20 protein-coding genes and 1 pseudogene are annotated in these 22,255 nt (G+C 62.0%); 10 read left to right on the top strand and 11 right to left on the bottom strand.

Translation table 11 applies throughout. The features are described from left to right. Positions 1-565 (bottom strand): efflux RND transporter periplasmic adaptor subunit (locus tag ACE3S9_RS00380; RefSeq protein WP_374544440.1); only part of this gene is annotated, 565 nt, incomplete at its 3' end. Positions 566-626: 61 nt separating this feature from the next. Between ACE3S9_RS00380 and ACE3S9_RS00375 the strand changes: the two genes are divergently transcribed. Both ACE3S9_RS00375 and ACE3S9_RS00370 read left to right on the top strand, forming a co-directional pair. Next, positions 627-956: an ArsR/SmtB family transcription factor gene (locus tag ACE3S9_RS00375; protein WP_374544439.1), complete on the top strand. Its 330-nt coding sequence runs from the start codon at positions 627-629 to the stop codon at positions 954-956. After that, the gene (locus ACE3S9_RS00370) at positions 953-1,333 is read left to right on the top strand and encodes a rhodanese-like domain-containing protein (protein WP_374544438.1); all 381 of its coding nucleotides are present in this window, start codon (positions 953-955) and stop codon (positions 1,331-1,333) included. The genes ACE3S9_RS00375 and ACE3S9_RS00370 overlap by 4 nt, the downstream gene beginning before the upstream one ends. 108 nt (positions 1,334-1,441) lie before the next feature. On the opposite strand, the gene ACE3S9_RS00365 is transcribed toward ACE3S9_RS00370, so the two are convergent. After that, on the bottom strand, positions 1,442-3,757 hold the full coding sequence (locus ACE3S9_RS00365) for an HAD-IC family P-type ATPase (RefSeq protein ID WP_374544437.1): 2,316 nt from the start codon (positions 3,755-3,757) through the stop codon (positions 1,442-1,444). Between the two features lie 81 nt (positions 3,758-3,838). After that, positions 3,839-4,873, bottom strand: coding sequence for a trans-aconitate 2-methyltransferase (locus tag ACE3S9_RS00360; RefSeq protein WP_374544436.1), 1,035 nt, complete (start codon positions 4,871-4,873; stop codon positions 3,839-3,841). Positions 4,874-5,018: 145 nt separating this feature from the next. Here ACE3S9_RS00360 and ACE3S9_RS00355 point away from each other — a divergent pair, with 145 nt between their 5' ends. Next, positions 5,019-5,753 (top strand): DsbA family protein, encoded by a 735-nt coding sequence (locus ACE3S9_RS00355; RefSeq protein WP_374544435.1) that lies wholly within the window; start codon positions 5,019-5,021, stop codon positions 5,751-5,753. 501 nt (positions 5,754-6,254) lie between these two features. On the opposite strand, the pseudogene ACE3S9_RS00350 reads toward ACE3S9_RS00355, so the two are convergent. After that, a pseudogene (locus ACE3S9_RS00350) lies at positions 6,255-6,461 on the bottom strand (ISL3 family transposase); the annotation flags it as partial. A gap of 183 nt (positions 6,462-6,644) precedes the next feature. Here ACE3S9_RS00350 and ACE3S9_RS00345 point away from each other — a divergent pair. Continuing rightward, the gene (locus ACE3S9_RS00345) at positions 6,645-7,151 is read left to right on the top strand and encodes an Rrf2 family transcriptional regulator (protein WP_374544434.1); all 507 of its coding nucleotides are present in this window, start codon (positions 6,645-6,647) and stop codon (positions 7,149-7,151) included. On the opposite strand, the gene ACE3S9_RS00340 is transcribed toward ACE3S9_RS00345, so the two are convergent. Then, complete coding sequence (locus tag ACE3S9_RS00340; RefSeq protein WP_374544433.1) at positions 7,132-7,533, bottom strand: Rrf2 family transcriptional regulator; 402 nt, start codon at positions 7,531-7,533, stop codon at positions 7,132-7,134. The two genes, ACE3S9_RS00345 and ACE3S9_RS00340, sit on opposite strands and share 20 nt — an antisense overlap. A gap of 205 nt (positions 7,534-7,738) precedes the next feature. Here ACE3S9_RS00340 and ACE3S9_RS00335 point away from each other — a divergent pair, with 205 nt between their 5' ends. The 6 genes from ACE3S9_RS00335 to cydC all read left to right on the top strand — a co-directional run bounded on the left by ACE3S9_RS00335 (position 7,739) and on the right by cydC (position 15,066). Further along, a complete protein-coding gene (locus ACE3S9_RS00335) occupies positions 7,739-8,290 on the top strand; it encodes a hypothetical protein (RefSeq protein WP_374544432.1) in 552 nt (183 codons plus the stop codon). Positions 8,291-8,668: 378 nt separating this feature from the next. Then, positions 8,669-10,243, top strand: a complete 1,575-nt coding sequence (locus ACE3S9_RS00330) for a cytochrome ubiquinol oxidase subunit I (RefSeq protein ID WP_374544442.1) — start codon at positions 8,669-8,671, stop codon at positions 10,241-10,243. 18 nt (positions 10,244-10,261) lie between these two features. Beyond that, positions 10,262-11,413, top strand: coding sequence for a cytochrome d ubiquinol oxidase subunit II (gene cydB, locus ACE3S9_RS00325; RefSeq protein ID WP_374544431.1), 1,152 nt, complete (start codon positions 10,262-10,264; stop codon positions 11,411-11,413). Positions 11,414-11,428: 15 nt separating this feature from the next. Beyond that, the gene (gene cydX / locus ACE3S9_RS00320; protein WP_374544430.1) at positions 11,429-11,551 is read left to right on the top strand and encodes a cytochrome bd-I oxidase subunit CydX; all 123 of its coding nucleotides are present in this window, start codon (positions 11,429-11,431) and stop codon (positions 11,549-11,551) included. Between the two features lie 87 nt (positions 11,552-11,638). Next, on the top strand, positions 11,639-13,402 hold the full coding sequence (gene cydD, locus ACE3S9_RS00315; RefSeq protein ID WP_374544429.1) for a thiol reductant ABC exporter subunit CydD: 1,764 nt from the start codon (positions 11,639-11,641) through the stop codon (positions 13,400-13,402). Further along, the gene (gene cydC / locus ACE3S9_RS00310) at positions 13,399-15,066 is read left to right on the top strand and encodes a thiol reductant ABC exporter subunit CydC (protein ID WP_374544428.1); all 1,668 of its coding nucleotides are present in this window, start codon (positions 13,399-13,401) and stop codon (positions 15,064-15,066) included. The genes cydD and cydC overlap by 4 nt, the downstream gene beginning before the upstream one ends. Positions 15,067-15,217: 151 nt before the next feature. Here cydC and ACE3S9_RS00305 read toward each other — a convergent pair whose 3' ends face one another. From ACE3S9_RS00305 to ACE3S9_RS00280, 6 genes are all read right to left on the bottom strand, one after another. Next, positions 15,218-16,267: a cytochrome-c peroxidase gene (locus ACE3S9_RS00305; protein WP_374544427.1), complete on the bottom strand. Its 1,050-nt coding sequence runs from the start codon at positions 16,265-16,267 to the stop codon at positions 15,218-15,220. Positions 16,268-16,322: 55 nt separating this feature from the next. Further along, positions 16,323-16,913, bottom strand: a complete 591-nt coding sequence (locus ACE3S9_RS00300; RefSeq protein WP_374544426.1) for an SCO family protein — start codon at positions 16,911-16,913, stop codon at positions 16,323-16,325. Between the two features lie 98 nt (positions 16,914-17,011). Further along, positions 17,012-18,343, bottom strand: coding sequence for a selenium-binding protein SBP56-related protein (locus ACE3S9_RS00295; protein ID WP_374544425.1), 1,332 nt, complete (start codon positions 18,341-18,343; stop codon positions 17,012-17,014). Between the two features lie 338 nt (positions 18,344-18,681). After that, positions 18,682-18,963, bottom strand: coding sequence for a DUF4242 domain-containing protein (locus ACE3S9_RS00290; protein WP_374544424.1), 282 nt, complete (start codon positions 18,961-18,963; stop codon positions 18,682-18,684). A gap of 50 nt (positions 18,964-19,013) precedes the next feature. After that, positions 19,014-20,012, bottom strand: a complete 999-nt coding sequence (locus ACE3S9_RS00285) for an FAD:protein FMN transferase (RefSeq protein ID WP_374544423.1) — start codon at positions 20,010-20,012, stop codon at positions 19,014-19,016. Next, positions 20,009-22,171, bottom strand: a complete 2,163-nt coding sequence (locus tag ACE3S9_RS00280) for a 4Fe-4S binding protein (RefSeq protein ID WP_374544422.1) — start codon at positions 22,169-22,171, stop codon at positions 20,009-20,011. Before ACE3S9_RS00280 ends, ACE3S9_RS00285 begins: the two co-directional genes overlap by 4 nt. Between the last annotated feature and the right edge of the window lie 84 nt (positions 22,172-22,255).

Here is a 22,255-nt window from a genome sequence, read left to right as displayed (position 1 = left end):
CCTCTCCGGGCATGACCACTGCGCCGGGAATGGCCGAAAGCGTCAGGACGCGGCCGTCTTTGGGCGCGAGCACGCTGCCTTCGCTCATCTGCTGCGACACCACGGCGCGCTGCGAGCGCATCGCCTCGATCTGATGTTGCAGCACATCCACATTGGTCCGCGCCTGGTCATAGGCCGCCTTGGTGATGAAGCCGCGCGGCAGCAATTCCTCGGCGCGTTTCAGCGCGTCACTGGCGTTGTCGAGCTGTGATTGCAGCGCGCTCAACTGGCCGTCGAGCGATTGCGCCTGCAGGGCGAGCTTTTCGTCGGTGACGACGGCGATGACGTCGCCGGCCTTGACCGGCGCGCCCTCCTCGACCGAACGACTGATCAAAGTGCCGCCAATGCGCGTGCGCGCCGGCGTCACGTCGCGGCTCTGCACCTGGCCGAACATGGCCTTCATATCGGGGACCTTGCGCTTTTCGACAACGATCTCGCCCGCCGCCGCAGCGCCGGCGAACCCGGCGAGGAGCGTTGCGGCGGCGACGCCTCGGAGGACGAATGAAACTGGGCTTGGCATGCGCATGAAGGGGCGATCCACGCTCGATTTGATTTGCATATATTCAAATATATGCAAATATTGCCATATGGATGTCAAGCGCTTCGATATCGCCGCCTCCGAGGCCAGCGAACTGATCAAGGCTCTCGCCCACCCGGCGCGGCTGCGAATCGTCTGCGCGCTGGCCGGACAGGAATGTTCGGTGACCAGCCTCGCGGAAACCGTCGGCGTCACGATCTCGACCGTTTCGCGCCATCTCGTGCTGCTACGCAAGGACCGGATCGTCACGGCGCGGCGTTCTCACCAGACGGTGTTCTATTCGCTCAGCGACGAGAATATCGGGAAGTTCGTCATCATCCTTGCCGAAACCTTTTGTTCCGCCACACCCCCGAAAAAGCCGAAAGGACCGACCTTATGAGCCTCAAGAGCCCGCTGAAAAAAGGCTTCAAGCAGATGCTCGCCGAAGCCAACGCCATCATCGACACGCTCTCCGTCCATGACGCCCTCGCGCTTGCCGACGACCCCTCGGTCCTGTTCCTCGACGTGCGCGAGGGGCCGGAAGTCGCGAGCGGGGCCATTCCGGGCTCGTTCCATGCGCCGCGCGGCTTCCTTGAATTCTTCGCCGACCCCGAATGCCCGATGCACAAGCCGGAAATCGCGCGCGCCGACCGCATCGTCGTCTATTGCGCCTCCGGCGGCCGCTCAACGCTTGCGGCCAAGACGCTGGTCGATATGGGCTATGCGAATGTGTTCAATCTGGCCGGCGGCTTCGCGGCCTGGAAAGCCGCCAACTGACGCTTTCCGCCGCTTTGATCGCGGGCGGGGACATGATGTTCGAGCGATCGCGGATTGTCCTCGCCGTCGCGGAAACAGGAGCCGCATAGAAAAACCCGTCCACGCGGGTCAGGAGATGCGAAAACGCCGGAACACAATCAGCTTCACCCGGTCGAGCAGGACGGCGAAAACGGCCGCGGCCACGAAAATTCCGACGACGACTCGCGCCGGCAAGGGCGCCATGAAAATCCCCTGCGTCGCCAGAATCGCAATAACGGCGAGATCGGCGCACGAGGCCAGAAGGAAAATCCCGCTGGGACGCGAACGCCACATCGCGCGGCGCTCGCGCACCACCAGAAGCACCGCCTGCCCACACGCGACCAGCGTCACGGCGGCGAGCGTTCGCAGGGCGTCGAGCGACAAGGCCAGCTGGAACTTTCCATAGGCGAGGACGCCGCTGCAAAACGCCAGATCGCAGAGCGCCAGAACGACCGCCGCCCCGGTCAGCGCATCGATGCGCCAGACGTTCGGCTTTTCTGACGGAGTGACATTGTCGGTGGTGGCGGCCATGGCGAGAAAATCGCCCGTGCTCATCAGGATCACCATCAACATGGGCGTCAAGATCGCGTGGCCGGTCAAAACCAGGCCGAATGTCAGGAAAAGAAGCTGATCAAGCTTGCGGGTGAGTGAGCGCAAGGCATAGGTCAGAATGCGCTGGAAGGCCGCCCGTCCTTCCCGGACCGCGGCGAGCACGCCCTCCAGGCCGGGTCTGGTGAGAACGATGCCAGCCGCCGATTTGGCGACGTCGGTCGCTGTCGAAACCGCTATGCCGATCTGGGCCTGTCGCAAGGCCGGCGCGTCATTGGCTCCGTCGCCGCACATGCCGACCGTATGGCCCGCCGCCTGGAACGCTTTCACGATGGCGAATTTATCCTCCGGGAAAACCCCGGCGAAGACGCCGTAATCCTCCAGCGTCACGGATGCGGGCGGCGCGCCGGGCGGGTGGACCGCGCCTTCAATCCCGACCGCGCGCGCGACGACGGTCGCCGTCGTCGGCGCGTCGCCTGTCAGCATGACCGTCCCGACGCCCATGGCGCGCAAATCGGCGATCAGGCCGGCCGAATCGGCGCGCGGCGGATCGCTCAGGGCGACAAAGCCCGCCAGCCGCAAATCCCCGGGCGCGCCCGCAGCGACGCCCAGAACGCGAAAGCCTTGCGCCTGCAGCCTTTCCACGCTTGCGGAAGCCGAATTCGGCGCCTGGGCGATCTTCCTCACCTCGGCGAAAGCGCCCTTGACGATTTCAACGCGATCTCCCCGCTCGTCGAGCGCCTCGGCGCGCGACATCCGGGTCGTCGGATCGAAGGCGAAAAAGGCGGATCGCGTCCAGGCCATCGCCGCTTTGGCCTCGCCGGCGGCAAGGCGGATCGCCGCGTCGACTGGGTCCTGACCCGCGTCAGCGCTGGCAAGGGCCGCGAGCGCCAATACGTGATCCTTGCCAAAGCCGCCTATGGGCTCAATGGCCGCGACGGCGAGTTCGTTGCGGGTCAGCGTGCCGGTTTTGTCGCTGCAGAGCACGTCCATGGTTGCGGCTTCGTCCACCGCCGAAAGACGGGTCGGCAGGACGTCACGCTTCGCCAGGGCGCGCGCGGCCAGCGCCGTCGCCAAAGTGAAACTCGCAGGCAGCGCGACCGGTATCGCGGCGAGGACCGCCGTCAGCGTCAGTGGGACGATCTCCGTGAACGGCAAATGACACCAAAGCCCGTAACCAGTCTGGAACAGCACGACGAAGCCGTTGAAAATCGCCAGATTGCGCACGACGCGGAGCACGGCTTTCTGCTGTGAACTGACCACGTGCGCCGTTCGCACCAGTTCCGCCGTATGGCCGAAACGGGTCCGCCGGCCCGTGGCCGTCACTTCGGCGACGGCTTCGCCGCGTCGCACCAGAGCGCCGGCATAGGCGGAGGCGCCCGGCCCCGCCTCGACAGGCAGGGATTCACCGGTAAGCATGGACTGGTCGAGCAGGACCTCGCCTTCGAGCAGGCGAAGATCAGCGCCGACGACCCCGCCCAGCGACAATTTGACCAGGTCGCCGGGGACCAGTTCGGCGCCGGGGATCGCGCTCCAGACGCCATCGCGACGCACGACCGCGATCAGCGCAAGACGGGTTTTCAGCGCGTCGAGAGTCGCCTGGGCGCGCGCCTCCTGGAAAAAAGCGAGCGCCGCATTGAACACGACCAGCATGCCAATGACCGCGGCTTCGACATATTTTCCGAGAACGAGTTGAAGCGCGACAGCGGCCTCGAGCATCCAGGGAACCGGCGCGGAAAATTTCGCCAGAAATCGCAACCAGGGCGCGGTCTCCCGCTCATCCAGCGAATTTGGCCCGAATTCCGCGAGGCGGCGGCGCGCTTCGTCGGTCGTCAGCCCGACCCCGTTTTCTGTCATATCGCTCGCGGCTCGCTTCGACGAACGACGTTCAGATGTCGCGATTTTTTCCTGTCGGGCAATTAAATAATATTTCAGCGATCAGCTGGCGCGGCGCGCGACCACGACCGCTTCGGGGCCTTCGCCGAAACGGTGGATTTCCGGCTGCATGCCTTCCGCCGCGAAGGCTTCGGCGATTTCTTCCGCGCGCAACAGATGATTGCCTTGCACATATTCGGTGAGATTCTGGAAGGCGAAGCCTCGGCGCGCCGGGGCGCGCAAAGCGGCGCGGTCAGCCGGCCAATCCGGCTCCCAGATAACGGCGGCTCCGCCGGGGCGGAGATTGTCGCGCAGGCGGCGGATGAAGACCGCGCCGCCCGCTTCCCAGACATGGTGCAGGGCGCGGTTCATGGCGATGATGTCTGCTGGCCCGTCGAGCGTGAATTCATGCGCGTCGCCTGGGGCGAAGCGCAGGCGCTCGCCAAGCCCGTCCTTTTCGGCGAGACGCTGCGCCTGGGCGATATTTTCCGCGAAGCCGTCGAGTCCGACGCCGCGCAGATTTGGAAAGCGGCGCGCCAAAGCCCGCAAATACCAGCCATTGCCGCAGCCGAGATCGACGACCAGTCCGCCGCGGGCGTCGACCTCAGCGAAGATCGGAACGCCGGGGCCGATGGTCTCCGCGAAAAATGCCGAGAAACTGGCCTCCAGCATCGGGCCGAACCAGGGAAGAAGCGTCGCGCGCTCAGCCATGACTTGCTCGCCGGGACGCGCGCCGCTGCGCATCAACTCGGCCGCCCTCTCAGCCATGTGCATGTTCAGCATGGCCTGGACGGCGACGGGCATCAGCGTCTCCGGCGCCTGCGGGTCCATCGCGGCGCCGGCCTCGGACAAGCGGAACCGCTCGCCCTCCGCCTCCAGATAGCCGAAGGCGTAAGCGGCGTCGCACCAGCAGCGGACATAGCCGGGATCCATGCCGGCCGCTTCGGCGAGTCGGTTCGCCTCCGCGACATCGAGCCGCCGAAGCGTGGCGAACAGGCCATTGACAATGCCGATATAGGCAAGTCCGAGGCTTTGCGCGCTCCGCGCCATGGGCCAGGACTGCGCTTTGAGATCGTTCCGACCGGGTTGAACCGCCATGGCTTCGCCTCCTGGCTCGCTTCGCCGCGCCTCTGCTTACACCTGCGGCGCGCATGGCAAAAGCACAGGATTTTTCCTGGGCGCCGGGTCGATTTTGCGACTGGATCGGTTGACGCCTTGCTGTCCAGCCGTCGCCTGGGCCATGTTGCAACAGACGAGACTGCGGGGCGGCGGCGCGAGCGCGGCCCCGCCCGAGGGCGAAGACATGCCGGTGGTTCCGATCCTGTATTTTTCCGACGTCCTCTGCGTTTGGGCTTTCTTCGCCGAACTTCGCATCGCCGCCGTCCGCAGGACCTTCAGCGATCAGGTCGGTCTCGAATTCCGCTTCTGTTCGGTCTTCGGCGACGTACCGAACAAGATCGCGACATCCTGGGGAACCCGCGGCGGTTATGACGGCTTTGCCGCTCACGTGCGCCATGCGGCGGAGGGCTTCCCCGAGGTGAAACTTCACGACGATCTGTGGCGCGGCGTGCGGCCGCAATCCTCCCTCTCGCCCCATCTGTTTCTCAAGGCGGTCCATCTCGCCGAGCAGGACGACAAATGCGCGGCGGGAAGTTTTGAACGCGCTCTTGGCGCGATGCGCCACGCCTTCTTCGTGGATGGAAGAGACATCGCGCGGCTCGACGTGCAGCGCGCCGTGGGCGAGGCCGCGGGCGCCCCCGCGGCGGCGATCCAGGACTATCTCGACACGGGCCGCGCCCATGCCGCTTTGTCAGCGGATTACAAGGAGGCGGATGTTCTCGGCGTAAAGGGCAGTCCAACCCTGATTCTGAACCAGGGCCGTCAGAAGCTTTACGGCAATGTCGGCTACAGGATCATTGAGGCGAATATCCAGGAATTGCTTCGGGAGCCGAACCCCGATCAGGCGAGCTGGTGCTGAACCGACGGCGGGCGCGATCGGCGCCTTGTGTCGACGCGATGTCGGCCGATGGGAAGCTCAAGAGCCGTCATGCGGAGAAGCCGTGAAGTCATGGCGCAAGAGCAGTCGCCGTTGCGCCCTCGATCAGCGGCCGACCCCATGGTTAGGGACTGTTGATACCACAGTGTCGAGCCGGCTAGATTCCGAAGGCAAGGCGATGATGCTGAGGACGCGCTCGGCGACAACGAAAACAACAGCATTCAGTTAATCGCCTGCCTGACATTCTGACACTGTCACCGCGATCCATTACCTGTAGCGCCGATTGTCGAACAATACGCAGAGTTCCATGGATTTTAAGCGCGCGGACTGTTCCGCGCTCAAAATAATTCGAGTGCACCGTTTTGCTCCAGGAGTCTTCGTCCTGGCTACGCCACAATTGGCCCAATTCAATATAATCGCCGCTTCCGCCCGCCGAAGCCGGGCGCGTTGGCAAGGCGTTTCGTGCGCCTTCCTCCCAGGACTGTTGAGCCAGGGCAGCCAGCTATCCAACGAGCAGGGCCGCGTACGGAATACATCCAATCGATGGCCGCGTAATACATCTCGAACAAGCTTCCGGCTGTGACCTGTTTGTCGGACAATCTGCCGAATTGAGGTTCCATTCTTTGCCAGTTCTCGGATCGCCTCATTTGTTTCCTGACGACGCAGATATCCCTCGTATTGTAGCCTTTCGTCGGCGCGGACGCTCGCGTCGCGCCTGCTTTGTGGCAAGGGCCCCGAAAATTGGTTTCGGGCTTTCACCCAAATGGTGACCGGTGTAAACTGTATCGCTTGAGACAGTCGATATCCTCCCTTCCCGATCGTCTCGAAGACGGGAGGGATTGGCGCGGTTCCCGCCAAAACAAAGCAGCCAACGTGAAACTGACGAGCTATTCCAATTACACCCTCAGAGTGCTGATGGTTGCCGCGGCACGGTTCCCCGGGGTTAGCACCATCGGGGAAGTCGCCGACGGTTTCGGGATTTCGAAGACACATCTGGTCAAATGCGTCCATCAACTCGGCGCCTGGGGCTATCTGGAAACGATTCGCGGCAACAAGGGCGGTTTCCGTCTCGCGCGCCCGGCGGATTCGATTTCACTCGGCGAAATCATTCGGCGGACGGAGGATGGATTCGCCCTCGTCGAATGTTTCGACCCGGCGACCAACACCTGTCCACTCATGGATCGCTGCCGATTGCGCCCCGCCCTGTTGCGAGCAACTGAGGCCTTTCTCGCAACTCTCGACGCGTTCACGCTGGCGGACATTTCCGACAATGGCGACGAGATTCTCGATGTCTTGCGTCTGGCGCGTCCGCGACCCATGCATTGCACCGAGATCACGGCTGCCCCTGATCGCCTCACTTTTACAATTCTTCAAAGCTGAGATCGGCGAGAGTCAGATTGTCCAGCGCCCCGCGAAAGGCCGCGTAAGCACGCTCGCAGGCGCGGCGCAGCTTGCATAGCGCAATGATGCGACACTCGCCGCTTAAGTTCAGGCGGCAAGGAAACAGATTCTCCTTGGGTTCAAACAACTCAATGATTTCCATGACCGTGATCTTGTCGCTTGGCTTGGCGAGACGATAACCGCCGCCGCGACCGCGCCGGCCAGTGATGAACCCGGCCCGCGTCAGTTCCTGACAGGTTTTGAGCACGATGGCTTCGCCGAGCCCGAGCTGGCGCGCCATATCCGGCATCGCCAACGACCGGTCTTCGCGACAGGCCATCAGAATGCGCATTGCGCCATTGGTTGCGGCGTTCAGTCGCATGCGGCCCCTCGAAGATAGATTGACGGTATAACTTATAGGCCCAATCATCGTCCGCCTGTAGGGGGTTCTGTCCATGCCCCAGATCAAAAATGCGGCATGCGATCGTCCGATCGATAATTCGCACGAAGCCTGATCGGCAGGCCGTATCGCCGGCGCGGCGGCTTGTTCCCATTCGAATAGGGTCTTTTTCCATCAGGAGAACCAAATGCAATCCCAACAACAAGAGGCTCCAAACGGATGCGGGTGCGGTCGCGGTCATGGCCGTCGTCGCCAGGACGGCGCTGCGCATGGATGCGATCTGTCCGTCGCGATCGAGGTCGGCGCGCCGCTTAGGGTGGAGGCCCATGCCGCTGTGCTCGAAGCGCTCGACGACGAGTATCGGGCGCGGGCCTTCTATCTCGCCGTGCTTGAACGCTTTCCTGGCGCCCTACCCTTCGCGCATATCGTCGATTCCGAGGATAGGCACGCCAACAAGCTCATCGAAATCCTTCGCGCCTATGGCCGGGACATTCCCGCCAATTCCTATATTGGCAGCGACGACATCCGGCGCAGCGTGCCGGCTTCTCGTGCCTGCGCTTGCGACCTCGCGGTCGATGAGGAAAAGCACAATGTCAGCCTCTACGAGACTCGCCTGCTACCCGCGGTAGTGGCTTTTCCCGCGATTACGCACGTTTTCACAAGGCTGATGCTGGCGTCCCGCGAGCGGCATTTGCCGGCATTTCAGCGCTGGAGCGCGACCTATCGGCATTGGAAATGATAGTCTTGATATAGGCAGACATTCTCGCCCGTCGCATCGCCGCGATCATGTTTTAAGAGCCGTCCCGATTTACTCGGGGCGGCATTTTCCATCCTCCGCCGACGAGTTGCGACACTATGACACGGCCTCCGGGGGGAACTGCGCGCTGCACGAGGACTGATCTCAACGCGCTGACATTGCTGGCTCTCCGTGATCGGCGCCCAATCGTTTTCCGCGCCTTTCCGCCAAGGTCGCCCGGCCGCTTTCGGGCAGGCTGAACAAATCTTATATTGTGAATATATGTTTATTCTTATATAAGTTATCTATGTTTGAGCAGCTGTCGCGAAACGGTCGAACCGCCGCTCGGCCACGCCCGAATGAAAGGCACCATTCGCCATGATCGATCCGACATTCGTTGAGCTATCGCGATGGCAGTTCGCGACCACGGCTTTGTACCACTTCCTCTTCGTGCCGCTGACCCTCGGCCTGTCTTGGCTCCTGGTCATCATGGAGACGGTCTATGTCATGACCGGCAAGGAAATTTACAAAGACATGACCCGTTTCTGGGGCAAGCTTTTCGGCATCAACTTTGCGCTGGGCGTCGCCACCGGGCTGACGATGGAGTTCGAATTCGGCACGAACTGGTCCTATTATTCGCATTATGTTGGAGATGTGTTTGGCGCGCCTCTGGCGATCGAAGGCCTGATGGCCTTCTTTCTGGAATCGACCTTCATCGGCCTGTTTTTCCTCGGCTGGGAGAAATTGTCGAAGCGCAAGCATCTGGCGGTCACCTTCTTGATGGCGCTCGGCTCCAACCTGTCCGCGTTGTGGATTCTCGTCGCCAATGGCTGGATGCAGAATCCAGTCGGCGCGGTCTTTTCCCCCGAAACCATGCGCATGGAGATGCAGAGTTTCGCGGATGTGTTTTTCAACCCCGTCGCGCAGGTGAAATTCGTCCACACGGTCGCTGCGGGATATGTCACCGCCTCGATGTTCGTGCTCGGCATTTCCGCTTGGTACATTTTGAAAGGCCGCGATCTGCCATTTGCAAGGCGTTCCTTCGCGGTCGCTGTCGGCTTCGGCCTCGCCTCGTGTCTTTCGGTAATCGTGCTCGGCGATGAGAGCGGCTACGAATTGGGCGACGTGCAAAAGGTGAAGCTCGCCGCGATCGAGGCCGAATGGCATACCGAGCCCGCTCCGGCCGCCTTCACCTTGTTCGGCCTTCCCTCGCAGGAAAAGCAGGAGACCGAAGATAAAATTCAGATTCCGGGGCTGATGGGCCTCATCGCCACGCGGTCGCTCGACAAACAGGTGACTGGCCTCGATGAGTTGACCGCGCAACATGAGACGCGCATCCGCTCCGGCATGATCGCTTATGGCGATCTGATGAAAATTCGCGCCGGCGACAAATCGCCCGCGACGCTGGCTGCCTTCAGCGCCCACGCCAGGGACATTGGCTACGGCCTGCTGCTGAAGCAGTTCGTCGAGGATCCGACCAAGGCCACCGAGGCCGACATCAAGGCCGCCGCAAAAAGCACCATTCCCAAAGTGTGGCCGCTGTTCTGGGGCTTCCGGGTCATGGTCGGGCTGGGCTTCACCATGCTGTTCATCTTCGCCGCGGGCTTCTGGCTCAACGCCACCAAGCGACTGGAGCAGAATCGCTGGCTGTTGTGGATGGCGGTTCTGGCGATTCCTGCGCCCTGGATCGCTTCGGAATTCGGCTGGTTTGTCGCCGAGTTCGGCCGCCAGCCCTGGGCGATCGGCGAAGTTCTGCCGACTTTTCTGGCGACCTCGAGTCTCACATCCGGCGATCTGATTTTCTCGCTGAGCGGATTCGTCCTGTTCTATACGGGTCTGCTCATAATCGAAGTTTATCTGATGCAGAAATTCATCCGCCTCGGGCCGAGTTCGCTGGGGCTTGGACGCTATCACTTCGAACGCGGGGCCAAGCCCCACGCTCTTCCGGCCGAATGAGCGAGGGAAGGACAAATCATGTTCGATTATGAAACCCTGAAATTCGCATGGTGGATTCTCGTCGGCGCGCTTCTGATGGGCTTCGCCATCACTGACGGGATGGATATGGGAGTCGGAAGTCTCCTGCCTTTCGTCGCGCGCACCGATACGGAGCGGCGCATCGCCATCAATACAGTCGGTCCGCATTGGGACGGCAATCAGGTGTGGTTCATAACCGCTGGCGGCGCGCTTTTCGCCGCCTGGCCCGCCGTCTACGCCGCAGCCTTCTCCGGCTTTTACCTGGCCATGCTGCTCGTGCTGTTCGCCTTGTTCTTCCGCCCTGTTGGCTTCGACTATCGTTCGAAAATCGAGGACAACCGCTGGCGCAACGCCTGGGACTGGGGTCTGTTTTTCGGTGGCGCCATTCCGGCGCTGATTTTCGGGGTCGCCTTCGGCAACCTGCTTCAGGGCGTACCGTTCCACCTCGACGACATGCTGCGCTCGCATTATCAGGGCAGCCTGTTCGGCGCGCTCTTGCCGCTTCTCAACCCCTTCGCCTTGTTGGCCGGCGTCATCAGCCTGACCATGCTCAGCGTCCATGGCGGTGTCTGGCTGCAATTGCGCGCCGACGATCCCGTCGCGTCCCGCTCGCGCGCCATGGTGATGAAACTGTCGCCGCTGGTTTCGCTTGCCTTTGCGCTCGCGGGGGTCTGGCTGTGGTTCGGCGTCGACGGCTATCGCATCGTGAGCGAACCGCCTCATGGCGCCATGCCCAATCCGCTCGACAAGGAAGTCGCGCGGGCGGCGCACGCCTGGTTCGACATCTACGGACGCATGCCCGTCGCCTTGATCGCGCCGGCGCTCGGAATCGCCGGCCCCCAGTTGACCGCTTTGCTCTCTATGGCGCGCCGCCCCGGACTCGCCTTCGTGTCCAGCGCCTTGGGCATGGCCGGGATCATCGGATCCGCCGGCCTGTCGATGTTTCCTTTCGTCATGCCGTCCAGCCTCGATTTGCGCTCCAGCTTGACCATCTGGGACGCCTCGTCGAGCCATCTGACCCTGACCGTGATGTTCTGGGCCGTGGTGCTTCTGCTGCCGATCGTTCTTGGTTACACCATCTGGTGCTACGCCAACATGTGGGGCCGGGTCACGGCGGAAGAAATCGACGCGCATTCGCATTCCGCCTATTGAAAAGGAATTTCGCGCATGTGGTATTTTGCTTGGATTCTTGGCGTCTCCGCCGCCGCGGCGATCGGCGTCATCAATGTGATGTGGTACGAGTTTCAGGACAATCTCGACCGCAATGGCGGGGACGCGAATAATCGCTGATCGCCTTCACGCTAGCGTCCGGACATGGCGCCCCAAACATGTCCGGACGCGCTCTTTTCCGCGGACTGGCGCGACGCCAAGGCTGTCATGACGGACGCAACCGCATTTCTTAAATCCCTGCGCCCTGCCGCCGGCGCCGCTCTTCCGGTTGCGCTCGCGGCGGGTGTTGCGCGGGGGGCGGTCGTCATCGCCTTCGCCTGGACCTTGTCCGGCATTGTCAATGACGCCGTCTTTGGCGGCGCCGATCTCACGGCGCTCGCGGGCGGCATAAAATTTATGGTGCTCCTGACGCTGCTTCGGGCCGCGCTCGGCTGGATCGCCGATCAGGCCGCCTTCCAGGCGTCTGCGCGCGTGCGCAAAACCCTGTTTCGCAATCTGCTCGATCATGCCCGCGCGCTCGGTCCGGTGCGCCTTGTGGATGCGCCTACCGGCGAATTGGTGACGACCTTTTCCGACGCGGTGACGGCGATCGAGCCTTATTGGCGGCGCTATCTTCCCGCTCTGGCGACGAGTGCTGTCATCCCCTTCGCCATTCTGGCCTTCGTCGCGCCCCTCGACTGGAAGACGGGGGCGATCTTCGCCGTCACCTTGCCGCTGGCCGTGGTTTTCCTGGTCTTTGTCGGGCAAGGCGCCGAGCGCGCCAATAAGCGCGCGTGGGCGACCCTGGCTCGCCTCGGCGGCCATCTGCTCGACGCCGTGCAGGGCCTGTCCGACTTGAAAATTTTCCGCGCCGCCAAACGCGAGGTCAACGTTGTCACGCAAATGGCGGAGACCTATCGCCGCGACACGATGGCAGTGCTGCGCATAGCCTTTCTCTCGGCGCTCGTTCTGGAGTTTTTCACCACCGTCGCCATCGCCTTGACGGCGGTGCTCGTCGGCTTCCGCCTGATGTGGGGCGAAATCGGTTTTCACATCGGCTTTTTCGTCCTGCTGCTGGCGCCGGAATTTTATGCGCCCATTCGCGTGGTTGGCGTCGAGCGCCACGCCAAAATGGAGGCGACGGCGGCGGCGGAACGCATTGTCGCCTTTCTGGATCGGCCAATTCCCCGATCACCTGCGCAATCTTTGCGGTTGTCTCCCGAAAAAGCTGTCGGCTTGCGGTTTGAGCGCGTCAGCGTCGCCTATGACGACGGCCCGCCCGCCCTTGACGGCGTCAATCTGGAAATTGCGGCGGGCGAACATGTCGCCCTCGTCGGCCCCAGCGGAGGCGGCAAGAGCACGCTTTTCGCTCTTCTGCTTGGCTTTGTCGAAGCCAGCGCGGGCCGGGTTCTGGTCGATGGCGTCCCTTTGAGCGTCTTGGATATCGATGCGTGGCGCGGCCTCATCGCCCATGCGCCCCAGCGCCCGCATCTTTTCGACGGCGACGTCATGATGAATGTCGCCATGGGCCGCTGTCCGGCAAAGGGAGATATCGAAACCGCTGTCGAGAACGCGCTTTCCGCCGCCGGCGCGGATGTCCTGGTCGCGAGGCTGCCGCAGGGCGTCCATACGCGCCTCGGCGAAAACGGCTTTGGTCTGTCCGGCGGCGAGGCTCAGCGTTTGGCCCTCGCCCGCGCCTTTTACCGACCCGGGCCGCTGGTCCTGTTCGACGAACCGACCGCCCATCTCGATCCGGCGATGGAAAAATCCTTGGCGATGGCCGTCGCGGAACTGGCTGCAGGGCGGACGATGATCACGATCGCGCACCGCTTGGCGACGGTGCGGCATGCTGACCGCATTCTGGTGATGGATCGAGGGCTGATCGTCGAGGCGGGACGCCATGAAACCCTGCTTGCCGCTGGCGGGCTTTACGCGCGCCTGATTTCCAGCGCGCGGCTGGGTTCATTGGCCGGCGGCGAGGCGGCGCGATGAAAAGTCTCGGGCGTCTGCTTGGCCTTTATCGTCCCTATGCCTGGTGGATCGTCGCCTCCATACTCGTATCGCTCGTCAGCGCTTTGGCCAATATCGGACTGATGGCGACATCGGGCTGGTTCATCACCGCCATGGCCGCCGCAGGTCTGGCGGGTGGGACGATGAATTATTTTACACCCGCAGCATTGATCCGCGCCTTGGCCATCCTGCGCACCGGCGGGCGCTATCTCGATCGCCTTATCAGCCACGAGGCGACCTTCCGCCTGATCGGCGGATTGCGCGGCTTTGTCTTCGGCTGCCTTGAGCCGCTTGCTCCGGCCGCCCTCGGAAACTTGCGGTCGGGCGACATCGCCGAACGGCTGCGAGGTGACATCGACCGGTTGGAACTGGTTTTCCTGCGCCTCATTTCACCGCTCGCCGTCGCCATTCTCGCCTCAATGATTATGATTGGCGTACTGGCGCGCTGGAATGTGGCTTTGGGCGCGGCCGTAGGCCTTACGCTCGTCGTCGCAGGAATTTTCGCTCCGGCGCTGGCGGCTTTTGCCGGCCGCGCGCCGAGCCAAGCCGTCACGGCGGTCCAGGCCGAAATCCGCACAAGCCTCGTCGACGACATTGAGGGCCTGGCGCCCCTGCTGCTGACGGGAGCGGCCCAAACCCGTTTCGACTTGCTCGACCAAAGGATGGAGAATTTGCTGACGGCGGAAGGGCGCCTCGCCGGCATCGGCTCTCTCGGCCAGATCAGCGTCGGCGTCACGGGCGAACTGGCCGCTGTCGCAGTTCTCTCTTTTGGCGTTCCGCTTGTACGTTCAGGCGCGCTGGCCGGACCCGATCTGACGCTGGCGGCCTTGGCGGCGCTGGCTGCATTCGAGGCGTTTGGCGGCGTTCCCGCCGCCTTCGCCGGTCTGTTCGGGACGCTTGCTTCGGCCGAACGGCTGTTCGCCTTGCTGGATCGCAAGCCAAACGTCGTCGATCCCGACAATCCCGTCTCGCTTCCGCAAACCTTCGAGCTCGTGCTGGATTCCGTCAGCCTGAGCTATCCCGACGCCCGGCGTCCCGCCCTGACCAATATCGACCTGTCGGTCAAGGAGGGGGCGCGTATCGCCCTTGTCGGCGCTAGCGGCGCGGGAAAATCGAGCATCGCCGATCTTCTTGTGCGCTTCCGCGATCCGACCAGCGGCGAAATCCGCCTGGGTGGAGTACCATTGCCGCATCTGGCCATGGAGTCCATCCGCTCGAGCATCGTCATTGTCGGCCAGTCTCCGCATCTTTTTTCGGCGACGGTCGCGGAAAATCTCCGTCTGGCGCGGCCGCAAGCGACGGCCGAGGAGCTTTGGTCTGCGCTGGCGACCGTGCAGCTTGAAGCAACGATCCGCGACCTGCCGGAGGGGCTGGACACCCAGATCGGGGTCGCCGGGACGCGACTGTCTGGAGGACAGGCCCGGCGCCTTGCAGTAGCGCGGGCTTTGTTGACAGAAGCCTCGATCTTTGTTCTCGACGAGCCGACCGAAGGCCTTGACGCGGAAACCGCGCAAAAGGTTCTCGATGGCGTCTTGCGGCGAACCGCCGGCCGAACCTTGCTGTTGCTCACCCACCAGTTCGCCGGACTGGAGCGCATGGAGGAGATCGTCACGCTTGACGCCGGGAAAATCGTCGAGAGCAACTGATTCAAATATTCATGAGTAGTCGCCGGACCCAATTTAAAGCCAATTCGCTGCCTATACATTCAAAATAACAAATATCAACGGGGGCGCGTCATGGCAACAAGCCCACAAATCCAGCTCTTTTTCGATGAGGCGACCAATACGGTAAGCTGCATCAGGGCTTAGCTCCGGTCAGCGCGCCGAGAAAGGCGACAAGCGCCTGCTTCTCTTCCGCGTTCAAGTGCAGCGGCGAAATCAGGCTGCTTTTGTTGGGACTGTCGTCGCCGCCACGATCGTAATAGTCGACGACATCAGGCAGAGTTTTGATCGAGCCGTCGTGCATGTAGGGAGCGGTCGAGGCGACGTTGCGCAGGCTTGGGGTCTTGAACGCCCAGCGATCGTCGGGATTTTGCGTCACTTCGAAACGCCCGAGATCGTTCGCGGGCGGACTGCTGATCGCGCGGATATCATCCTGGCTGCGGCGCGTCACGTTGCCCTCCGCCAGACGCAGGTCAAATGCGGATTGGCCGATCCCCATGGACTTTGCGTAGCCGAGCCCGGTGTCGTGGAATTTTCCATCCTCGAACAGAGCGGCGTCATTCCCGATCTGGTGGCAGGCCACGCAGCCGGCCTTGCCGGTGAACAAGTCGAAACCCTGGCTCTCCTTTGCCGTCAACGCGTCCGACTCCCCGCCGTAACGCCAGCGGTCGAAGCGCGAATTGCCGAGCAGCAGCGTGCGTTCGTAGGCGCCGATGGCGACGCCGATCGTGTCCATCGTTGGGCCGCGGTCGGGGAAGTTGCGGGTGAACAAGGGCGTGTAATCCGCCATCGCCTTGATGCGGGCCAGCACCCAGCCGACGGAAGGGGCAGCCATTTCATCCGCAGACACGATCGGAGACCAGACCTGGGTCTCCAGGGAGAGTTCGCGCCCGTCACGAAACAGTTTCTGCTCGTAGGCGACATTGTATAGGCTGGGAGCATTGCGACGCAGACTCTTGCCCTCCATGCCGACAGAGACGGCGACTTCGTTCGATGTGAAGGCCTGCGCCTCGATATGGCACATGCCACAGGACATGGTTTGATTGAAGGAGAGCCGCCGGTCGAAAAAGAGCTTCTTGCCTAGTTCGATCAGCGAGTCATCGGCGCGCGCAACCGGCGCTGGAGGCAGGCCGAGAGGCGGTGCGCCGCCGCTCGCGGCGTTCCCGATGTCCGCTTCGCAGATCATTGGAAGGGCCGCGCAGAGAACAAGCGCCAGCCGCCTACGTAGCCGGTGGTTTTCCCTACTTGTCGAGATGGCTTTGCTCCTCCTCGATTTGCAGCGTCCTGATGTCGCCAAGGATTATGTCCGGGTTCAGGAAGGCCGACGTGTAAATTTCGCGCACCCAGCCATCGCGGTCGATCAGAAAGACCCTGAGGATGTGGTTGATCGTATTGGCGCCGGTCTTCGCGGCGGCTTGATCGACAAGCACATCCTGGCCAAAGGCGTTGAGTGTTCGGTTGAGGAGCGCATTTGACCAGGCGCCGATGAATTCCCAGGGGATGACGGCGCGGTCGTCGTTATAGCTCTGGGCGAAGACGTCCAGAATGTTCGGACGATCGTTGCGCGGATCGAATGAAAAGGACACGAGCCGGACCTTGCCACGTAATTCCGGAATGTCCTTTATTTTTTTGCGCATCGCCTCGAACGCGTTCCAGGCCAGCGGACAGCCCTGGGGGTCGGAACATTCCGAGTAGAAGAAGGTTAGCAGTGTGATCCGTCCCGTGGTGTAGGACGACAGCAGATGTGGAAACCCGGTTCCGTCATAGACGACGCTGAAGGGGGTGCGCAGGATCCGGTCAAGCTTGTAGCTGCCCGGCTCGGGAAGCGACAAGGACGTCAGTTCGTCAGCCCGCACGTCCCTCGCCGCCCCTAGAAAGAGGGCGACGAGAGCAGAGACCAAAATCGCTGGCGATACCAGGCGAGGCATTTTTACAGGGCGCCAGAGCCGGGATTGGTTTCGCCGGCGGGATAACCGGTCGAAGAAAGCGGGCCGCCGGTGAATTTCATGTGATGGGCGCGGCCGAGCTTCTCCTTGTGAAAGTCGACTTCAAACTTTTCGACCAGCTCCTTGCCATTCCAGTCGTAAGCCTTCAGGAACTGCTCGTTGTCGGCGCCTTTCTTGTCCCAGTTCGCCAGCAACGAAGTGGTGATGTAGATGCGCTTGCCGTCCCAGCTCTGTGAAACCATGTTCACCTGCGCGCCGGTTCTCTTTTCGTAGACCTGAACGGGCTTCTCGGGGTTGGAGATATCGAAGAGCCGCGTCGTCCCGTCGAGGAACGTGTTTACCCAAAGGGTCTTGGCGTCGGCGGAGATCGAGATGTCGACAGGCAGCGGAATCTTGGCGGGATCGCCGATCGATGCGACGTCCTTTGCGATCCACTCGCCTTTTTCGTCCTTTTTCACCAGCCAGAGCTGCGACGTGAGCGCCGTCGCCGTTATCGCCCAGTTGTCGCCGTCCTTGAGCGACCAGCGAATTTCGAGCGGGGCGCCAGGCACACTGAACACCTTGCTCGGCTTCATCGATTTCAGGTTCCAGAGCACCATCGTCGCGCCGAAACGCTTCATCGCGTCTGCGTCCTTCACGAGGGCGCCAAAATCCATCATGTAATTATTCCAGCCAGCGAAGCTGGAAGTCAGTAAAGCGTTCTTGGCTGGGTTGATACCGATGTCGTAACCGTAGCCATCGCCGCCATTGTCGACGGGGAGGGGATGCGACGACAGATATTCGCCGGCATTGCTGTAGGTCGCGAGACCTGTGACGCCGCCGTGATCCGCCTGGTTGGAAAGCGCCCCAACGAGCATGCGGCCTGGCAGCGCGTAAAAGGTGTGCGGCCCGACATAACCAGTCTTCTTGTCGAAATCGGTGATCGTATTGACCAGTTTGGGTCGCGCGGGATCCGTGCCGACGTCGAAGATGAAGATCTTGTTGTCGTCCAGCCGGCCCGCCCAGATGAATTTGCGATCGTCTGTGAAGCCAAGGTGGTGGGCTTCGCCGCGACCGCCAACCGATAGCGCATTCACGACTTTGCCGTAGGTCTTCGAGCTGGGATCGACATCAATCGTGACAAGCTTGTCGCTTTCGTCGCCGACGCCTTTTTCGCCGAGCGTCCAGACTTGGAGGTATTTTTCCTGTCCCTTGATCAGCGAAGCCGTATAGGGCGAGAGGCAGGTTTCATCGGCGCCGGCGCTGCCAAGGCTGCCAAGCAAGCAGATCGGCAGCGCAGCTGCCAACAGGGCGATTTTCAAACCTTTTCTCAACATGGTGTTTTCCTCCCATCGTAGATCGCGCCTTCTGGCGCCTTTTCGTAGCTAGACGACCATGATATGTGAACATATCAGCGTATCGTGATATGAAATCTGATGTGTGTACTTATAATATGCTTATAGAATACGATAACGAATAAACAAAAACCTCCGTGCCTCCGACGCATCGAAGACAAAGAGGCCTAGTTGTTTTAGAGTAATTGCTACACAGAACGTTCGGTACAGCGTACGCCAGAGGCGCGGGATGTCAAGGGGGCCGATTTGCGTCCTCGTCCATCGTGCAGGCGACCCCGTCCGCGCAGGCTGTGCGCGACCGGACATCGCGTCGCAGACCCTCAACCGGCGGCTTCCGCAGTGGTCGGATCAATCATCCGCTCGACCTTGTGAACCTTGTTGGCCGGAAAGCCGCCGCGCTGGGCGTGCTCGCGGATCAGCTCTTCATTCGGCGCGATATAAACGCAGAAAATCTTGTCACCGGTGACATAGCTCTCGATCCACTGAATATGCGGTCCGAGGTCGCGGAGCACGCTGCACGAGGTTTGCGAGGCGCCGACGATGGCGTCATAGGGCAGGCCGCCCACGCCAGGCATTTCGCGTTCGATGATGAATTTCGGCATGTTTCTCTCCCTGGTTCTCGGCGAGGAAAATCCTCGTCCGAATTCGTGATTCAGGCCAATCCCTGCCTCGGAAATCCTGCGCTGGCCCAGACTCTTCCTCCCTTGGTCACGCCATAGGCTTCGGCGCCGTAATGGCGCAGCAAGCGCAGGCCCTCGTCCGGGCCGACAACCGAGACAGCGGTCGAGAGCGCATCCGCCAGGACCGCCTTTTCCGCAATGACCGACACTGTGGCGAAGGAGGCCGGCGAATAGCCCGTGCGCGGATCGAGGATGTGATGACGGGAAAAATCTTCCGACCAGGCGTAGGCGTAATCGCCCGCCGTCGCAATGCAGCCGGTGAGCGGCGCCGTCCCGAGCATGGCCTCTGCCTGCCTCGGATTTCGTATCGCCGTCATCCATTCGCCGCCGTGCGCGTTGCGGCCAAGCGCTTCCATTTCGCCGGTGTCGACAAAAGCCTGATTGACGCCATGCTCGGCCAGAACCTTGGCGACGCGATCCGCCGCATAGCCGTGAGTCAGGCTGTTGAGCGTAATTCCCATGCCCGGGCGATCGAAGACGATGGCGTCGGCGTCGAAGCGCAAATGCTGCTGGCCGATCAACGCGCGCGCGGATGCAGCCTGCTCGTCTGTCGGCCACGTTCCGCGCTTGGCGAAGGAGTCGTAAAAGATCCAGAGCGGCTGCACCGTGACGTCGAAGGCGCCGCCAGAAGCGTTGTGCACGTCCGCGGCGACCGTCAGCATGTCGATGAGGGCGGGGTCAGGCCTGTCGAGCCGCCCCGTTGCGTTGAGCGTGCGAATAGCGCTGCCGGGCGTCGACAGGCCGGCGACACGCTCCAGCCGTCGAATTTCCGCGTAGCCGGCATCAAGCGCCGCCTGCGCGTCGTGTTCCTCCAAACCGACGATCGTCAAGGCGACGCTGGTGTCGAAAGCGACGCCCGCGCGTCGAAAAGTCGGCGCATCGGCGAAGGCTTTCGAACCCGCGTAAGCTGTGGCGCCAAGCCCGGCCGAGACGAGCGCGAACTGCAAAATCTGCCGTCTATCGGGCTTCATTGGGCCGCCTCCAGTTGTTTTGCCGCCCGCTTGCGTGCGCGTTTCTGCTCGAGCACCACGGGTACGCAATGTTTGGGATTATCGAGGATCGCAACGCAATCGAGGCATTGGAAACATTCGGGGTAGATGATTTCGCCGCTCTTCTCGATCGCGCCATACCGGCATTTCACGCGGCATTGCTGACAGGGCGAGCCGCACTCGGGGCGGCGCGGAATCCACTTCCACTGCCGCACGAAACTCAGGGCCGACAGTGTGGCGCCGAGCGGGCACAGGTACCGGCAGAAGAACTTGTAATGAAACATGCCGGCGATCAGCAGCGCGACTGCATAGAGAACGTAGGGCGCCGAGCGGAAGAACATGAGCGTGATCGAGGTCTTGAACGGCTCGACTTCGGCGATCCGTTCGGCCTGCGACGAGAAGAACAGGCCGGTGCAGAGGGTGACAGCGAGCACCAGGAATTTTGGGACGCGGGACAGCCGCGCATAGCGCTGCGGCAGGCCGATCTGGCGCAGGTGAAGGATTTTGGCGAGTTCGCCGGCAAATTCCTGCAATGCGCCGAAAGGGCAAAGCCAGCCGCAGAATGTGCCACGTCCCCAAACGAACAAGGCGGCGACGGTGAAGACGGCCACCATCAGCGTCGGCGGGTCCCAAAGAAGGAAGGAAAAATTTCCTTCGCCCTTGACCGCCTTGATGAGTCCAAACACCCAGACAATGGACAGTTGCGCTTGCGCCCACCAACCGATGAAAATCAGCGTGAACGCGAGAAATGAGAGGCGGAAGCGCCGGAACCGTTCGGGTGACAGCGTCAGGGCGCGCTGGCGGACGAGCGCGACGGCGAGAACCAGAAGCCCTGTCGAGAGGATGACGATATTGATCTTGCGGCTCGCCCAGATCGACGCCAATCCCTTGCCGTCGTCCTCCGGCGGCAATTCGAACAGGCTTTTCGGTAATTCATAGCCGAGCGTAAAATCGCGCGCGATCTTTTCGGGAAAGATTTGGCCGATCTCGCGCACGACGCGCAGGGAAAATTCCGAGGGCGAAGCCGGATCGAAGGCGGCCTGCGGCGCGATGCGCAGGATGGCGACGTCATTTCGTGCGGGATCGAAACCGTCAGGAAATTGCGCGATCCCATCGCGCCAAACGAAATCGCGCCAGACCACCGGCGCATCGGCCTGATTCAGCGAAATGAAATCCGGCGTCGCGCCAGGGACGAAACTGTCCGGCATGAAGCTCCAGCGGCCCGACGAGAGCACGAGCATGGCGGGCGCGCCATCGAGCTGACCCATCAGCGTTCGCCAACGTGCTTCACCCAGCAGATTGCGACCGATAAGCGGGACATCGACCTCGGCAATATAAACATCGGCAAAAAGGCCCCGCGGGTCTTGATCGCCCGTATCCGCCGCGTCTGTGCCGGCAAAGCGTTTCCCGACCTCGGCATTGTTCAAGCGCAACCTGCGCACATAGCCGCGTTCAAGCAATTGGGCAAAGTTGAGCGGCTCGAAAACATCGGCTTTCGCATGGGCGACGCGGTTCGGATCGCGTCCCTTCGAAAATCCCATGCGTTCGCGCGCGACCTGCAAGGCTGAATCGATCACAGTCTCGTTGACAATGCGCACCGTAACCGTGGCCTTGGCGATGCCATTGATTTCGGCAGCGACGCTGTCCGAGCGCGGCGCCTGTCCCTGAGGGGCGATCTTGATCGATTGGCGCAGGGATTTGCCGGCATATTGCCTTACGAAGTCCAGCAAAGGTTCCGGGCCGAGGCCATCGACGAATTCCGGCTCGTGCTGGCTGACGATGTTGACGCTCAGAAATTCACCCGTTGGCCTGATGGCGACGAGCATATTGATGGGCGTGCCGGCAAAGCCGGGGATCGGCTGAAAATCAATCGACTCGAAGGCATAGGCGACAAGGACGTCGCCGTTGTAGCTCTGGTGAAAAATCGGCCAGATCGGAAGGTTTGCATCGCGTTCGCCGACGCTGAAGGGCGATGAAAAATATTTCTCTATCGCCTTGCGGTCGAGCGTCGAGGCTGCGGCGTCCATGCTTAGCCAGGATTGCGAGGATCTCGGCGCTGACAAAGTTGCGCCGACCGAGATGGCCGCCAGATAGATCGCAAGCGCGATCGCGCGCGCGGCGCCTGCCCGAAAGACACCCATTCTTTCCTCCAGCGACCCGCGAAAGTATTTTTTGCGGTGCACGCCCCGCACTCAGCCTCTTTGGCTGCTTTGCATTTTGCATCG

The sequence above is a fragment of the Rhodoblastus sp. genome (assembly GCF_041915505.1).
Taxonomy (GTDB): Bacteria; Pseudomonadota; Alphaproteobacteria; order Rhizobiales; family Beijerinckiaceae; genus Rhodoblastus.
The sequence above is the reverse complement of the archived record's forward strand: the minus strand, read 5'-3'. Positions and strand labels throughout refer to the sequence as shown.

Coding starts and splice junctions, on each gene's coding strand:
- cydB (WP_374544431.1), top strand. CDS start 10,262: ATGTTCGATTATGAAACCCTGAAATTCGCATGGTGGATTCTCGTCGGC.
- ACE3S9_RS00285 (WP_374544423.1), bottom strand. CDS start 20,012: ATGAAGCCCGATAGACGGCAGATTTTGCAGTTCGCGCTCGTCTCGGCC.
- ACE3S9_RS00335 (WP_374544432.1), top strand. CDS start 7,739: ATGCAATCCCAACAACAAGAGGCTCCAAACGGATGCGGGTGCGGTCGC.
- ACE3S9_RS00340 (WP_374544433.1), bottom strand. CDS start 7,533: ATGCGACTGAACGCCGCAACCAATGGCGCAATGCGCATTCTGATGGCC.
- ACE3S9_RS00305 (WP_374544427.1), bottom strand. CDS start 16,267: ATGATCTGCGAAGCGGACATCGGGAACGCCGCGAGCGGCGGCGCACCG.
- cydD (WP_374544429.1), top strand. CDS start 11,639: ATGACGGACGCAACCGCATTTCTTAAATCCCTGCGCCCTGCCGCCGGC.
- ACE3S9_RS00290 (WP_374544424.1), bottom strand. CDS start 18,963: ATGCCGAAATTCATCATCGAACGCGAAATGCCTGGCGTGGGCGGCCTG.
- ACE3S9_RS00295 (WP_374544425.1), bottom strand. CDS start 18,343: ATGTTGAGAAAAGGTTTGAAAATCGCCCTGTTGGCAGCTGCGCTGCCG.
- ACE3S9_RS00375 (WP_374544439.1), top strand. CDS start 627: ATGGATGTCAAGCGCTTCGATATCGCCGCCTCCGAGGCCAGCGAACTG.
- cydX (WP_374544430.1), top strand. CDS start 11,429: ATGTGGTATTTTGCTTGGATTCTTGGCGTCTCCGCCGCCGCGGCGATC.
- cydC (WP_374544428.1), top strand. CDS start 13,399: ATGAAAAGTCTCGGGCGTCTGCTTGGCCTTTATCGTCCCTATGCCTGG.
- ACE3S9_RS00365 (WP_374544437.1), bottom strand. CDS start 3,757: ATGACAGAAAACGGGGTCGGGCTGACGACCGACGAAGCGCGCCGCCGC.
- ACE3S9_RS00370 (WP_374544438.1), top strand. CDS start 953: ATGAGCCTCAAGAGCCCGCTGAAAAAAGGCTTCAAGCAGATGCTCGCC.
- ACE3S9_RS00360 (WP_374544436.1), bottom strand. CDS start 4,873: ATGGCGGTTCAACCCGGTCGGAACGATCTCAAAGCGCAGTCCTGGCCC.
- ACE3S9_RS00280 (WP_374544422.1), bottom strand. CDS start 22,171: ATGGGTGTCTTTCGGGCAGGCGCCGCGCGCGCGATCGCGCTTGCGATC.